Below are 13,440 nucleotides of genomic sequence, written 5' to 3'. Positions count from 1 at the left end.
ATTCAGTTTACATCGTCGAGAAATCGGATCACTCGCCGGACGTTCACTCGTTTTTCGTCGCGGCCGTCATCGCCCAGACTGCCGTGAGACCCAGCGCGGCCGCGGGAACGAGCGGGAGCACGAGCAACGAAGCGATGTAGGGAATGCCGATCGCAGAGAGGATTCCCGGGCGGATGTAGATGACACCGGGGACGACGAGCGTGCAGACGACGAGGACGCCGACGAGCACCCAGCCGCGCATCCCGAAGCCATCGGGGTCCGCCTCGGCGTCGGCCGAGGCGCCGCTGGCTGCCGTCTCCTCGCCACCAGGCCGATGGACGTATCCCTCGTCGTCAGAGCTCACTGTCCGGAATTACGACCACTTTGCCAAAGCCCTCACGGTTCTCGATCATCTCGTGGGCGCGCGCGGACTCGCTCATCGGCAGGGTCGCCCGGATCCGCGGTTCGAGGACGCCCTCCCAGACGAGTTCGAGCGCTTCCTCGGCCTGTTCGGGCGTCGCCATCGTCGAGCCGATCACCTCCAGTTGGTTCCAGAAGATCCGGTTCAGCGCGGCGTCCGGATTCGGCCCCGTCGTCGCCCCACAGGTGACGAATCGACCTCCTTTCCGGAGGCTCTTCAGCGAGTCGTCGTAGGTGGCCTCGCCGATATGATCGACCACGACGTCGACGCCACGGCCGTCCGTCAGGTCGTGGACGTCGCGGGCGAAGTCCGACTCCTCGTAGTTGATGCCGTGGTCCGCCCCGCAGTCGGCCGCATACGCGAGTTTCTCCTCGGAGGAGGCGGTCGCGAACACCTCACAGCCGGCGTAGTCGGCGATCTGGACCGCGGCGTGGCCGACGCCGCCGGACGCACCGTGGACCAGCACGCGTTCGCCCGCCCGGAGTTCGGCCCGGTGGATCAGCATCCGCCAGGCGGTCTGGAAAACGAGGGACGCCGACCCGGCAACCTCCCAGTCGACGTGGTCGGGAACCGGAACCAGATTCGCAGCCGGCACCGCGGCGTACTCGGCGTGGACGCCGCGGCTGTGTTCACCGATGATGTGGAAGTCCGGCGCGAGCGTCGGATCGTCCCGCCGCGGGAACGAAGCGCCGCTGCCTTCGGCGTCGTCGCCGGCGACGCCCGCGATGAGCGCGACGCGGTCACCCGGCTCGAAGCGCGTCACGTCCGTACCGACCTCCGCGACGGTGCCGGCCATATCGCTCCCGGGAATGTGCGGGAAGGAGAGATCGATCCCGGGGAGTCCGCGCCGCGTCCAGATGTCGAGGTGGTTCAGCGCGGCGGCTTTCACGTCGACGAGCACCTCGTCGCGGCCGACTTCTGGGTCGGGGAACTCGTCGTATTCGATGACGTCGCGGTCGCCGTGCCCGGTCAGTTGGACGGCTTTCATACCTGCCCTCTCACCCGCGGTGTACAAAAGCCCGGCCACGAGGACCTGCTGTGGGGTCCGACCAAGATGGCTCGGCCACGGCGTCCTCTCTGCGACCCGTTCCGTTGAAGTAGTTCAACCAACTACGGATTCGACAACGAATGAGCGAGGACTTCTACGACGTACTCGGTGTCTCCCGGGACGCCACCGAGGACGAGATCACGCAGGCCTACCGGAAGAAGGCCGCAGAGTATCACCCCGACGTCTCCGAGGAGCCGGACGCCGAGGAGAAGTTCAAGAAGGTCAAGAAGGCCAAAGAGGTCCTCACCGACGACGAGAAGCGCCAGATGTACGATCAACTGGGCCACGAGCGCTTCGAACAGGCCGAAAAGCGCGGGGGCGTCGGCGGCGCGGGCGGTGCCGGCGGTCGCGGCCAGGGCAATCCCTTCGGCGGGATGGGCGGCGGCGGCCAGGGCAACCCCTTCGAGGACATCTTCAGCCAGTTCTTCGGCGGCGGCCGCGGTCAGGGGCAGGGCCGACAGCGCAACCGCCCGCGACAGGGCCAGAACCTCCGCACGCAAGTCACGCTCGACCTCGAGGAGGTCTACGAGGGCGTCGAAAAGCAGTTCACGATCACCCGCCCCGAGACCTGTTCGGAATGTAACGGGCGCGGTCACCCGGAGGACGCCGAAGTGAACACCTGTCCGGAGTGTAACGGCCGCGGTCAGACCACGGCCGTCCGCGACACCCCGCTGGGCCGCGTGCAGCAGACGCAGACGTGCCCGCGCTGTGAGGGCTCGGGCGAAACCTACAGCGAGACCTGTTCGACCTGTGGTGGCGACGGCGTCACGCGCGAGGAGGCGACGCTCTCGGTCGACATCCCGGCTGGCATCCGCGACGGCCAGACGCTCCGGATGGAAGGCGAGGGCGCGCCCGGCGAGAACGGCGGCCCGAACGGCGACCTCCTCATCGACGTCGCCGTCCGCGCGCACGACGACTTCGAGCGCGAGGGCGACGACCTCTATCACCGCCACCCGATCTCGTTCCCGAAGGCCGTCTTCGGCGGCACAGTCGAGGTCCCGACCGTGGGCGGCACGACCGACCTCGACGTTCCGGACGGCACCCAGAGCGGCGAGGAGTTCCGGATCCGCGGCGAGGGGATGCCGCATCTCCGGGGGCGGGGCCACGGCGACCTCTACGTGCAGGTGCAGGTCGTGACGCCCGAGGAACTCAACGAAGAGCAGAAAGAAGCGCTGGAAGCCTTCGCCGAGGCCGGCGGCGAGGACATCGACGTCAACGAGGGCTTCTTCGAGAAGATCAAGAACTCGTTCTAATCTACCTTTTTCCACGGTGAGTTTCCTCGCGGCGCGGAGCGCCGCTGCGGGAACCCACCGCGCAAAAACCTAGAGGGAAAAAGCCGCGAGGCGAGCGCGAGTGATCAGCAGAACTGTTGAACCCATTGATGGACGCTGGCCACGGCACGGAGATGCTGGGAGACTACGGTGAGATGTCGTGGTTCTCGTCGTTTGTCCCGGCTAGTTCAGAACTTATGCAGACCACTCCCGCTCGCCTCGCGGTACTGACACGGGGAGACCGCCTCCGCACCGCGACTGCTACCGAACCGCTACCGCTCCGCTACTGCTCGGCTACCGCTCCGCTACTGCTCGGCTACCGCTCCGCTACTGCTCGGCTACCGCTCCGCTACTGCTCGGCTACCGCTCCGTGACCGCGACCGCACCGCCTCCGCTCTGCGAGTGTTCTCGCTACTCCTCCTCGTCGACGACGTAGGCCTGGAGTCGTCGACGGTGCCGACCCGCGGCGCGCCGAAGACGAGCCAGACGCACGTGTTATCGGCCAGAGCGACACTACACTGCCCTAAACTGGTGTGACCCGGCAGTTTTCCACACTGTCGGCCGTGCTCCCCGCGGCCCCCACTTTCACGTGTCTCTCGACCGAACACTCTCTGTATGTCCTACACGAAAGCGACCTACGAAGACGGCGAGGAGAAAGCGCCCGGAATGTACTTCCTCCGCGACGAACTCGACTGTGAGAACCTCGGGTTCACGGTCGTCGACGTCGACGCCGACTGGAGCGGGATGGAACACGACCACGCCGACGGCGGCCACGAGGAAGTGTACTACCTCGTCGACGGCGCGGGCAGCATCACCGTCGACGGCGACACCGTGTCACTTGCCCCCGGCGACGTCGTCCGCGTCGCGCCGACGTCGAGCCGCCAGCTCCACGCCGACGAATCGAGCACGTTCGTCGTGGCCGGCGCGCCCTGACGATCGGAGCAGCGGCGGCCGACGCCGTTTTGCACCCCGGCGACGACCCACTGGTATGAACGCCGACTCGGATGCAGACTCCGACGACGACGCCGATGCCGAGTTCCCATCGCCGTGCGTGGATCCCGACATCGTCGGCGACCTCGTCGCTCGCGAGCGCCGGACCTCGGGCCTCGCGCTCCGGGCCGACGACCCCGGTCGGACGTACAGCTACTACGATTTCATCACGACCTCTTACAAGGCCGGGAACGTCCTCCGCTACCTCGGCGTCCGCGAGGGCGACGAGGTCCTCGTGGTGCCGGAGGCGCTCCCCGAACCAGTGCTCACGTTCTTCGGCGCGGCGCAGTTGGGTGCGGTGACGCGCTTTGCCGACGATGTCGGCGAAACCGTCCCTCGCGCCGTCGTCACACCCGCAGAGCGCGAGGACGACTTCGATCTGCCGCCGGGCCACCGCCTCGCGGTCTACGGCGATAAGCCGACAGACCCCTCGACGACTCACTGGGAGACCGAGGTCTGGAGTGAGAACCCCGCGATCCACCCCGCGACGGTCACGCCCGGCGACCCACTGCTCGCGGCTACCGGCCGGACCTACTCGCACGCGGAGGCGCTCGCCGCTGCGTCGGACACCGTCGCCGACGCCGACCTCCAGACCGGGACAGAAGTGTTCGTACAGGGGCCACTCGGGGACCCAGAAGTCGTCACTGCCGGTCTCCTGGCTCCGATTATGACGGGAGCGACGATCGTCTTTCCCGGCCCATCTGAGACGCCGAAGAGAGCCACCGCTGAGTCGGAAGGCGACGACGCAAGTGTCGTGACCGGGACCGGGCAGCCCGGCGGTTCGGCGCTTTCGTCCGAGTGACCCGACGGAAGACGTATTACCGTTCCGACACGATAGATCGTATGCTCCTCAGAGCCGCCGCACTCGCGCTCGGTATCGCCGAACTGCTCGCACCCCGTCGAATCACCGATTTCTGGGTGGGTCTCGCTACGAGGGGCGAGGCCGAAGTGAAGTCGTGGGTGTACACCGTCGCTCGGATCGAAGGCGCATTGCTCGTCCTGTGGGCGCTGAAGGGGCTCACGTCGAGATCGACGGACACAGACACGCCATCGGAATCGTAGCGACGGCGACCGCGCGGGACCACAAGATATTCCTTTTCGGTTCTAATTATATCTAATTACAGAATGGTCGACGCCGTTCCGCAGGAGGCTCCGACGCGATTCGACTACGTGCTCGGTGGGATGGGTGTCAGTCTCGCCTGCGGCGGCGTCGTCGGCATCGTCTCCGCGGTCCCGCTCGCCGCCGCGAGCGGCGTGGCGTCCGTGATCGCGACGCTCCTGTTGCTGCTCGGCACGGCCAGTCAGTACTGACCGGAAACCGAGGACTCCTTGTGCGGGCGCGTATCCAGACGTGATATGAGCCTGGAAGTAGCGGTCGCTGTCCCGTTCAAACAACAGGGGACGACGCGACTGGGCGAGGGGGAGTTCGTCGTCGCGCTCTCGTTAGATCGGAGTTGGTTCTCGCCGGATCAGGCAAAGCGGCTCATCGACGTGGCGGCGGGTCGCGGGCTGCTCGCGCGCGAAGACGGCGGGATCGTCGCGCAGTTCGAGCCCGCGGACGTGGTCGTCCCCGAGGAGTACGAGCCCGACCAGTCGATCCTCCGCGAGCAGTCGGCCTTCGAGCGCATCCTCGACGCCCTCGTCGCCGCCGGCTACGACAAACAGGACGTCGTCGCCGAGGTGAACGACCGCCAGCGGCGACTCGGTGTCTCGGTGGAGGCCGCGGCGGCGCTGTACGCGCGCGAACAGGACATCGACGCGGGCGACGCGATCGAGGCGGCGAAAGCGGATCTCGGTGAGTAAGCCGATCTCAGCGAGTAAGCGGATCTCGGCGCGTCGTTCGAGTGAACGCCGTCGGCGAACGGAGCCCTCTTTTCGCCGCGCGTCGAACGCGCCAGTATGGTCGAGGAGCGACTGACGGACGGGCGTCGCATCGCGCAGTTTCTCGCCTCCGAGGTGACCGGGCACGAGGACGATCTGCGGTCGCTCTCGGTTACGGACGCCGATCCCGACGTCGAGCCGACGCCGGACGGCGCGTTCGCCTACGCAATCGAACGAGCGGAGCGCGACGACGGCGGCGACGACGGCGGCGACGGTGACGCCGATAGCACCCGCGTCGCGTCGGTGTTCGTCCAGCCCGAACGCGTTCGCGTGGAGTTCGAAGCCGCCGTCGACGACGTCGCCGACGCGGCACGCGAGGAGGGGCTTCGCGTCCGGCCGAAGGCGGTCGAACCGCCGCGGACGCTCGTGTTCGTCGAAGACGGCGCGCAGGTCAAGTGGCTGCTCCCGGCGCTCCGGGCGGTCGCGTCGTCGTCGTCGGAGTAGGGCCTGCCTGCGAGCGACGCGTCTCAGAGTTCGTCGAGAAGTCCTGGCAGTCGCGTCGCGAGGTCCTCTCTCGGCAGGTGGACGGTCGCGCGCGATGACGGTTCCGGCCCGCCCTCGTAGAGCACCTGGATCGGCGTGAGTCCGGCGTCGGCCGCGCCCGCGATGTCGGCGTCGACGTCGTCACCGACGTACGCTGTCTCCGCTGCGTCGGTCCCGAGGGCGTCGAGGAGGGCCGCGAAGGCGGCCGGATCGGGCTTTCCCGCGTCGAGTTCGCCGGTCACCAGCGCGGCGTCGAAGGTGTCGGTCCAGCCCAGGATCCCCAGTTTGTCGCGCTGGGCCACGCGCGGACCGTTCGTGAGAAGGCCGACCCGGTACTCCTTGCGCAGGCGGTCGAGAAACGCCTCGATGCCCGGCAGTGGAACGAGCGCGTCGGCGATTTCCCGCCGATACGCGCTCGCGACTGACTCCGGATCCGTGTCTGTCTCGTGGTCGGCGAGGAGATCCGCGAAGATCGGCGTGCGGGTCTCACCGGTGAGGTTCCGTGCGTGCGCCTCCAGATACGCCTCCCGAGAGAGCGGCGGTGCACCGGCGATGTCGGCGGCGTCCCCGAGGATCGTCGCCCGATCCCGCGTCGGGACGGCGAGCGTCTCGTCGAGGTCGAACCCCACCGCAGAGATTGTCACAGACGCCGGTACGTCCCCGAGACGTATTGCCTTTTCTCACGGCGACGACGGGGGCTTTTTCTCTCTCTGTCGCCACGACACGGACGTGACACTCGACCCCGTCCACGTCGACAGCATCGCGGACCTCGCGGCGTACCTCGCGCGCCACGTGGACGACGCCGACCACGTCGACGTCGCGGCGCGGATCTGGGAGGGCTTTCTCGATCCCCTCTACGGCCCCGACGGGCGCGTCGTCGCCGAACCAGTAGACGAAAAGCGACTGCGCGCGGTCGACGCCGAAGACGTCGCGCTCGCGTCGGCACCGTTCGAGACGGTCCACGGCCTCGATTCGGGGACGATCAACCCCACGACGTTCAAGAACGGACTCGTCGTCGACCTCGCACAGGCCGCGATGGCGTCGGTCCCCTCGGATCTGGAGCTACACCGCCACCGGAGTATGGTCGCGGCGACCCACGTCACCGACGATACGGTCCCGCTGGACGAACCCTGGCGGAAAGTCGACGAGGGGTACTGCCGGTGGCGCGTGATGCAGGTCCCGAAGGTCAACCGCTACGCCGAGGGGATCGTCCACGCGCTCGCGCTCTACCTCGCCGAGAGTTCCCACGCGCTGGAGCACGCCGAGACCGTCTCCGACCTCCTGATCCTCGACGGCCCGCTGTACCCCGTCGAACTGCTCAACTGGCGCGAGCGCGACGCCGAACTCAGAGCCCTCTCAGAGGAACTGAAACCGCGCTCGGTCGTCGAGAACTACGTCCGGCTGGTCGAGTCGTTCGTCGAGCGCGACGTGCCGATCTGCGGCTTCGTCAAGAATCCGGCCTCGAAACGGATCGTCGGCACGCTTCGGGAGGGCGACCGAGAGATCGACGTTCCGTGGACCGACGACGCCGCGTTCTTTACCAAACTACTCGAACGGCGCGACGACGACACGGCGGCACCCGAACGGGAGCGGACCCGCGGCCCCGAGGGGCGCCGGACGGACGAACTGACGTTCACGAACTGGTTCGTCTCCCGCGGCGGCGTCGACGCCACCGTCGCGACGGACGGCGACGCGTACGGGGTCGAGCGGAAACTCGACCCACAGCTCTACGAGACGTGTTTCTTCGTCGTCTACGAGCCCCAGACCGACGTGCTCTACCGCGTCGAGACGCCCTACGCGTTCGCCCGCGACGAAGATACTCGCGAGGCGATCACCCGGCAGATTCTCGGCGACGTCGCGGCCCGTCGCGGCCCGCCGGAGGCGGTCGCGAAAGCCGACGAACTCGCCCGCATCAGCGCCAGAGAAAAGTCCTCGCTCAGACGGAAGTTCTCGGAGACGCTCGACAGCGACGAGGTCAAGCGCTACGACGAGGTTCGGTGGGGCGATCTGGAGTAGCAGAAAGAGAAAGCGGAGCGTCGGGACCGAACGTAGTGACTCGGGGCCGACTACGGATGTTCAGCGCCCGGTTCTTCTTTGATGACTTCGATCTCGACGTCGGACTCGGCCACGCCGACGCGGGCGAACTGCGTCCGGACGTGGTCTTTGGCCGCCTCGATCGCCCGCTCGCGCGTCTCGAAGCCGCGGGGCATCGGCGACTCGAACGCGACGTTGATCGTCTCGCCGTCGATGGTCGTCTCCGAACCGCCACTTTCGACCTCGTAGAACTCGTCGCAGACCCAGACGTACGGCGCGTCCTCGTCGGGTGCTCCCTTGTAGGAAGGGGCGCGCTCGCCGCGCTCGAAGATAGTCCCGGTCAGGTTGGTCCCGCCGGCGTGGCCGCGTATGAGAAGCATACCAGATCTTCGGTCCCGGCGGGGAAAAGGGGCCCGACAGACGGACCAGTGACCGTCGACCGGGGGACGCGCTTCCGACCGACGGTCGCCCGGCGGGCGAGGTGTTTTAATCGTCGCCGGCGCAGTCACGAGACATATGGTGGATCTCGGCGACTTCGAGCCCGGTTCGGGCGAGAGCGCTTCCGGGCAAGCAGGTAGCAACCGATCGACCGCGGAGGACGCCGCGCCGTCGACGAGCGAGGAGACGGACGCGGAAGCGACGTCGGCGGATCGCACGCCGTCGAGCCCGGCCGAGTCAGACGATTCAACTGGCGACGTCGCGTTCGAGCGCTACGACGCCGCTCCGGCGGGACAGGACCGCGGGATCGGGGCCATCGCGGTCTCGCAAGGTCTCCGCGTCGCCGAGGACGGCGACGACACGTCGCTACGAGCGTACGTGACGACCGGGAACCGCGACACCGTCCGTCTCGGAAAGTACCTCCTCGTTCCCTATCCGGACGACGAACTGCTGTTCTCCCGCATTACGGCCCTGGAGTACGCCCAGGAGTTCCAGACAGACGACGCCACCGAGATCCACGCGCGGCGGGCGATGCGCCGCGACGAGTTCGAGGAACGCGACTACAAGTTCGTCGCCTCGCTGGACCCGCTCGCGGTCCTGTTCGAAGACGAGAGCGGCGGCGAGAGCGAGTCCGGCGAGAGCGACGGCGACCTCAAACGCCGGATGGTCGATCGCGTGCCGAAGCCGGGCGCCGTCGTCGCCGAGGCGACCGATCCCGACCAGATCAAAACGGGGCTGAAAATCCCCGGCGACGGCATCTTCCTCGGCCATCTCTCGGTAGGGGGCGAGAAGGTGCGGACCGCGGCACAGCCGCCGACGATCGACTACCGGCTCAGAGACGACTACGACCACGGCGACCCCCTCGTCTTCAGACACACGCTGGTCGCCGGCGGCACCGGCTCCGGGAAGACACACGCCACGAAGAACGTCCTGCGCCAACTGCTCGCCGAGGATCGGACCTACGAGATGGACGACGGCCGGTCCGCCCGGCTCGCGGTCGTCCAGTTCGACCCCCAAGACGAGTACGCGCAGATGCACGACGACAACCCCGCGATGGACGACGCGACCGCCCGGCGCTACGAGCGCGAGGGCATCGTCCACGGCGGCCACGACGACACGCTGGCGCTCGTCCCGAAAGAGGACGGCGTCCCCTACGGCGGCGACAACCACCGCGCAGAGCAGTTAGAGTTCACGATCCCGTTCTCGATGGCGCGCGACCGCCCCTGGCTCGTCGCGGGCAGCAGCCTCAACGAGAATCAGTACCCCGCGCTCAAACACCTCCTCGAACGGTTCTTCCGCGAGTACGGAAACAGCGGCACGTACGCGGAGTTCCTGACGTTCCTCGACGACCCCGCCCTGCGCGAGCAACTCGACGAGTCCGGCCGGGTCCACGAATCGACGTTCGACGCGGTCAAGCGTCGCGTTCACGGCGTGCCGAACGGCGTCTTCGATCAGTCCGCGCGGCCGATCACCGAGTTGGATCACCAGCTCGTCCGCCCCGGCGGATTGACGGTCATCCCGACCTATCACCTCTCGACCAGCCGCGCGAAGGAACTGTTCGTCCTCGCCGTCTCCAGTATGCTGATCGACGACAAGCTCTCGAACGCGCCCGATTCGACCCGGATCAAAGAGACGCCCCTGCTGCTCGGGATGGACGAGGCCCACAACTTCCTCGCCGACGCCGACACTGTCCAGGCGCGCAAGGTGATCTCGAAGTTCACCGAGGCGGCCAAACAGGGTCGCAAAGAGCGCCTCGGCCTGTTCTTGGTCACACAGGACCCACAAGACGTCGCCGAGTCCGTGTTCAAGCAGATCAACACCCGACTCGTGCTCAACCTCGGCGACGAGGACGCGATCAAGAGCGTCAACATCCCGCCGGAACTCGAAGACAAGGTCCCGTATATGGAGAAGGGACAGGCCGTCGTCTACTCCCCGGACAACTCCGAGCCGGTCGAACTCGTAGGGCTACCGGTCTGTCTCACCCGCCACGGCGAGTGAGCGCCGACAGAAGCGGTCGCGAGCCGCCAGAGGCCGTTTTATATACCCCGAGAATCTACCCGCAGGTATGCCGAGGCACGTGCTCGTCCCCCTCGACGGGTCGCCGCAGTCGCGCCACGCACTCCGCTTCGTCGTCGACGAGTGGAGCGACGCCCGCGTGACGCTGCTACACGTCATCAATCCCGTGCAGGCGGGCTACAGCGCCGGCGTCCTCCCCAGCGGCTCCGAGGAGTGGTATCAGGAGGCGAAGGCGGACGCTGGAGAGATTCTCGCGGAGGGACGGGAACTCTTCACGGCCGACGGCGTGGAAGCTGACACGACTGGCGACATCGAGACACAGATCGAGGTCGGCCGTCCGGCAGCGACGATCGTCCAGACGGCGCGCGATCTCGGCGTCGACCACGTCGTCGTCGGGAGTCACGGTCGGCGCGGCGTCTCGCGGCTGGTGCTCGGCAGCGTCGCCGAACACGTCGCCCGCCGGTCGCCGGTGCCGGTGACGATCGTCCGCTAGAGAAGAAGACGGAAAGAGAGCGAGCGCGCTACTGGAAGCCGATCCGGCCGTCGCGGCGCTCGCCGAGCCCTTCGCGGCCGCCACCCTTGAACTGGTCCTGCATCTGTTCGTAGTACTCCATCAGGTCGTCGGTGATCGTCGGCCGGACGGACTCCATCGCCTTGCGGAAGTGCCGCATCTCGATCTCCTCGGCGTCGCCGTCCTCGCGGAGCGCCTCGATCGCGGCCTCGCGGCCGATCGTTTCGAGGTCGGAGCCGACGTAGCCGTCGGTGATCTCGGCGATCTCGCGCAGGCTCACGTCGGGCGCGAGCGGGGAGTTGCGGGTGTGGATCTTGAGGATCTGCTCGCGTCCCTCCTCGTCGGGCTGGCCGATGAGGACCAGGCGGTCGAACCGCCCCGAGCGGATGAGCGCGGGGTCGATCATATCCGGCCGGTTGGTCGCGCCGATCACCATCACGTTGCCGTTCTCTTCGAGGCCGTCGAGTTCGGTCAGGAGCTGATTGACGACCCGTTCGGAGACGTTGTTGCCGGTCTCCCCGCCGCGGCTGGGCGCGAGGCTGTCCAGTTCGTCGAAGAAGATGATCGTCGGGCTGACCTGCCGGGCCTTCCGGAACGTCTGGCGGATGGCCTTCTCGGACTCGCCGACCCACTTCGAGAGCAGTTGCGGGCCGCGGACCGAGATGAAGTTCGCGTTCGTCTCGTTGGCGACCGCCTTCGCGATGAGCGTTTTGCCGGTCCCGGGCGGGCCGTAGAGCAGGACGCCCTTCGGCGGGTCGATGCCCATCCGCTCGAACCTGTCTTCGGACGTCAGAGGCCACTCGACGCTCTCTTTGACCGTCTGCTTCGGATCTTCGAGCCCGCCGACGTCGTCCCACGAGACTTTCGGGAGTTCGACGAGGACTTCGCGCATCGCCGAGGGTTCGACGTCCGCGAGCGCGCCCTGGAAGTCCTGGCGCTTGACGATCATCCGGTCGATGAGACTCGGCGGGATGTCCTCCTCGTCGAGGTCGATCTCGGGGAGGTAGCGCCGAAGCGCCTTCATCGCCGCTTCCTTCGTCAGCGACTCGATGTCGGCGCCGACGAAGCCGTGCGTCTCGTCGGCGAGGTGATCGAGCGAGACGTCGTCCGACAGCGGCATCCCGCGAGTGTGGATCTGGAGGATCTCCTTCCGGCCGACCTCGTCGGGGACGCCGATCTCGATCTCGCGGTCGAACCGACCCGGACGACGGAGCGCCGGGTCGACGCTGTCGACGCGGTTCGTCGCCGCGATGACGATGACCTGGCCGCGGGTTTCGAGGCCGTCCATCATCGTCAGGAGTTGGGCGACGACGCGGCGCTCGACCTCGCCGGTCACGTCCTCGCGCTTGGGCGCGATCGAGTCGAGTTCGTCGATGAAGATGATCGACGGCGACTCCTCGGTGGCGTCCTCGAAGATCTCGCGTAACTGCTGTTCGGACTCGCCGTAGTACTTCGAGATGATCTCCGGCCCCGCGATAGAGAAGAAACTGGCGGAGGTCTCGTTGGCGACCGCCTTCGCCAGCAGCGTCTTGCCGGTCCCGGGCGGGCCGTGGAGCAACACCCCCTGCGGCGGTTCGATCCCCAGCTTTTTGAAGATCTGCGGGTGCTTCATCGGGAGTTCGACCATCTCCCGCACGCGCTGGATCTCACTTTGGAGGCCGCCGATGTCCTCGTAGGTGATCCCGCCGCCGGTCTTCTCGAAGCCCGAGATGGGCTCCTCGCGGAGTTCGACTTCCGTGTCCTCGGTCACGAGACAGACGCCGTCGGGTTCGGTTTCGACGGCGATGAGCGGAATCGCCTGTCCCGGCGACCGCATAAACGGATGGTTCGTCGACGACATCACGGGCACGATGTCGCGCTCGACGACCGGCCGCTTGAGGATCTGCCGTTTGACCATCCCGGCCGCGTCGGAGCCGAACTGCACGCTCGCCTCCTCGGGCGGCGCGAGGACGAGCTTGTCGGCTTTCGTCTCCTCGGCTTTTCGGATCGTCACGCGCTCGCCGATGCTGACGTCGGCGTTCTGTCGCGTGAAGCCGTCGATACGGACCGTGTCGGTGTTCCAGTCCTGCCGGTCCGCGCGCCACACCTTCGCCGCAGTGGTCTCGGCGCCCTCGATTTCGATGATGTCACCCGGAGAGAGCTTGAGATGGAGCAGCGTGTCCGGGTCGAGACGGGCGATGCCGCGGCCCGAGTCGTTCGGGTACGCCTTCGCCACTTCGAGTTGAACTTCGTTCATGATTGGGTCGCGGGGATACGTCCCGCCAGTCGGTCACGGCACCGGTTAAGTCCTTCCCTGATACCTCCAGTACGGGGACCGAACCCGTCCCGTGACACTCTATGACAATGTTGGCTTCGGGGGTACAAATCC

General features: G+C 67.1%; 15 protein-coding genes. 10 read left to right on the top strand and 5 right to left on the bottom strand.

The window, feature by feature from the left end; translation table 11 throughout:
• Positions 1 to 43 precede the first annotated feature (43 nt).
• Both D3D02_RS06950 and D3D02_RS06945 read right to left on the bottom strand, forming a co-directional pair.
• A complete protein-coding gene (locus D3D02_RS06950; protein ID WP_121569267.1) occupies positions 44 to 343 on the bottom strand; it encodes a hypothetical protein in 300 nt (99 codons plus the stop codon).
• Positions 333 to 1,388, bottom strand: a complete 1,056-nt coding sequence (locus D3D02_RS06945) for a zinc-binding dehydrogenase (RefSeq protein ID WP_121569266.1) — start codon at positions 1,386 to 1,388, stop codon at positions 333 to 335. The genes D3D02_RS06950 and D3D02_RS06945 overlap by 11 nt, the downstream gene beginning before the upstream one ends.
• 140 nt (positions 1,389 to 1,528) lie before the next feature.
• Here D3D02_RS06945 and dnaJ point away from each other — a divergent pair, with 140 nt between their 5' ends.
• The 7 genes from dnaJ to D3D02_RS06910 all read left to right on the top strand — a co-directional run bounded on the left by dnaJ (position 1,529) and on the right by D3D02_RS06910 (position 6,034).
• A complete protein-coding gene (gene dnaJ, locus D3D02_RS06940; RefSeq protein WP_121569265.1) occupies positions 1,529 to 2,701 on the top strand; it encodes a molecular chaperone DnaJ in 1,173 nt (390 codons plus the stop codon).
• A gap of 633 nt (positions 2,702 to 3,334) precedes the next feature.
• The gene (locus D3D02_RS06935; RefSeq protein WP_121569264.1) at positions 3,335 to 3,652 is read left to right on the top strand and encodes a cupin domain-containing protein; all 318 of its coding nucleotides are present in this window, start codon (positions 3,335 to 3,337) and stop codon (positions 3,650 to 3,652) included.
• A gap of 55 nt (positions 3,653 to 3,707) precedes the next feature.
• Positions 3,708 to 4,511: an AMP-binding protein gene (locus D3D02_RS06930; RefSeq protein WP_121569263.1), complete on the top strand. Its 804-nt coding sequence runs from the start codon at positions 3,708 to 3,710 to the stop codon at positions 4,509 to 4,511.
• 41 nt (positions 4,512 to 4,552) lie between these two features.
• Positions 4,553 to 4,771, top strand: coding sequence for a hypothetical protein (locus D3D02_RS06925; protein WP_115821724.1), 219 nt, complete (start codon positions 4,553 to 4,555; stop codon positions 4,769 to 4,771).
• Between the two features lie 63 nt (positions 4,772 to 4,834).
• Positions 4,835 to 5,020, top strand: coding sequence for a hypothetical protein (locus D3D02_RS06920; protein ID WP_121569262.1), 186 nt, complete (start codon positions 4,835 to 4,837; stop codon positions 5,018 to 5,020).
• Between the two features lie 45 nt (positions 5,021 to 5,065).
• Positions 5,066 to 5,512, top strand: a complete 447-nt coding sequence (locus D3D02_RS06915) for a DUF2240 family protein (protein ID WP_121569261.1) — start codon at positions 5,066 to 5,068, stop codon at positions 5,510 to 5,512.
• A 96-nt stretch (positions 5,513 to 5,608) separates the two neighbouring features.
• Positions 5,609 to 6,034: a hypothetical protein gene (locus D3D02_RS06910; RefSeq protein WP_121569260.1), complete on the top strand. Its 426-nt coding sequence runs from the start codon at positions 5,609 to 5,611 to the stop codon at positions 6,032 to 6,034.
• A gap of 23 nt (positions 6,035 to 6,057) precedes the next feature.
• On the opposite strand, the gene D3D02_RS06905 is transcribed toward D3D02_RS06910, so the two are convergent.
• Positions 6,058 to 6,717: an HAD family hydrolase gene (locus D3D02_RS06905; RefSeq protein ID WP_121569259.1), complete on the bottom strand. Its 660-nt coding sequence runs from the start codon at positions 6,715 to 6,717 to the stop codon at positions 6,058 to 6,060.
• A gap of 85 nt (positions 6,718 to 6,802) precedes the next feature.
• Here D3D02_RS06905 and D3D02_RS06900 point away from each other — a divergent pair, with 85 nt between their 5' ends.
• Entirely contained in the window at positions 6,803 to 8,089 is a 1,287-nt protein-coding gene (locus tag D3D02_RS06900; protein WP_121569258.1) for a DNA double-strand break repair nuclease NurA, read from the top strand.
• Between the two features lie 50 nt (positions 8,090 to 8,139).
• Here the strand turns inward: D3D02_RS06900 and D3D02_RS06895 are convergent, their stop codons facing one another.
• Positions 8,140 to 8,487, bottom strand: a complete 348-nt coding sequence (locus D3D02_RS06895; RefSeq protein ID WP_121569257.1) for a hypothetical protein — start codon at positions 8,485 to 8,487, stop codon at positions 8,140 to 8,142.
• A 136-nt stretch (positions 8,488 to 8,623) separates the two neighbouring features.
• On the opposite strand from D3D02_RS06895, the gene D3D02_RS06890 reads away from it, so the two are divergent.
• Complete coding sequence (locus tag D3D02_RS06890) at positions 8,624 to 10,543, top strand: ATP-binding protein (protein ID WP_121569256.1); 1,920 nt, start codon at positions 8,624 to 8,626, stop codon at positions 10,541 to 10,543.
• Positions 10,544 to 10,610: 67 nt separating this feature from the next.
• On the top strand, positions 10,611 to 11,054 hold the full coding sequence (locus tag D3D02_RS06885; RefSeq protein WP_121569255.1) for a universal stress protein: 444 nt from the start codon (positions 10,611 to 10,613) through the stop codon (positions 11,052 to 11,054).
• 28 nt (positions 11,055 to 11,082) lie between these two features.
• Here D3D02_RS06885 and D3D02_RS06880 read toward each other — a convergent pair whose 3' ends face one another.
• Positions 11,083 to 13,308 (bottom strand): CDC48 family AAA ATPase, encoded by a 2,226-nt coding sequence (locus D3D02_RS06880; protein ID WP_121569254.1) that lies wholly within the window; start codon positions 13,306 to 13,308, stop codon positions 11,083 to 11,085.
• Positions 13,309 to 13,440: the final 132 nt, after the last annotated feature.

The sequence above is a fragment of the Halobellus sp. Atlit-38R genome (assembly GCF_003665925.1).
Classification (GTDB): Archaea; Halobacteriota; Halobacteria; order Halobacteriales; family Haloferacaceae; genus Haloquadratum; species Haloquadratum inordinatus.
The sequence above is the reverse complement of the archived record's forward strand: the minus strand, read 5'-3'. Positions and strand labels throughout refer to the sequence as shown.

Bases quoted from the DNA above. Each gene is read 5' to 3' on its own strand.
- D3D02_RS06915 (WP_121569261.1), top strand. From the start codon at position 5,066: ATGAGCCTGGAAGTAGCGGTCGCTGTCCCGTTCAAACAACAGGGGACG.
- D3D02_RS06880 (WP_121569254.1), bottom strand. From the start codon at position 13,308: ATGAACGAAGTTCAACTCGAAGTGGCGAAGGCGTACCCGAACGACTCG.
- D3D02_RS06935 (WP_121569264.1), top strand. From the start codon at position 3,335: ATGTCCTACACGAAAGCGACCTACGAAGACGGCGAGGAGAAAGCGCCC.
- D3D02_RS06895 (WP_121569257.1), bottom strand. From the start codon at position 8,487: ATGCTTCTCATACGCGGCCACGCCGGCGGGACCAACCTGACCGGGACT.
- D3D02_RS06890 (WP_121569256.1), top strand. From the start codon at position 8,624: ATGGTGGATCTCGGCGACTTCGAGCCCGGTTCGGGCGAGAGCGCTTCC.
- D3D02_RS06925 (WP_115821724.1), top strand. From the start codon at position 4,553: ATGCTCCTCAGAGCCGCCGCACTCGCGCTCGGTATCGCCGAACTGCTC.
- D3D02_RS06920 (WP_121569262.1), top strand. From the start codon at position 4,835: ATGGTCGACGCCGTTCCGCAGGAGGCTCCGACGCGATTCGACTACGTG.
- D3D02_RS06885 (WP_121569255.1), top strand. From the start codon at position 10,611: ATGCCGAGGCACGTGCTCGTCCCCCTCGACGGGTCGCCGCAGTCGCGC.
- D3D02_RS06945 (WP_121569266.1), bottom strand. From the start codon at position 1,388: ATGAAAGCCGTCCAACTGACCGGGCACGGCGACCGCGACGTCATCGAA.
- dnaJ (WP_121569265.1), top strand. From the start codon at position 1,529: ATGAGCGAGGACTTCTACGACGTACTCGGTGTCTCCCGGGACGCCACC.
- D3D02_RS06930 (WP_121569263.1), top strand. From the start codon at position 3,708: ATGAACGCCGACTCGGATGCAGACTCCGACGACGACGCCGATGCCGAG.
- D3D02_RS06910 (WP_121569260.1), top strand. From the start codon at position 5,609: ATGGTCGAGGAGCGACTGACGGACGGGCGTCGCATCGCGCAGTTTCTC.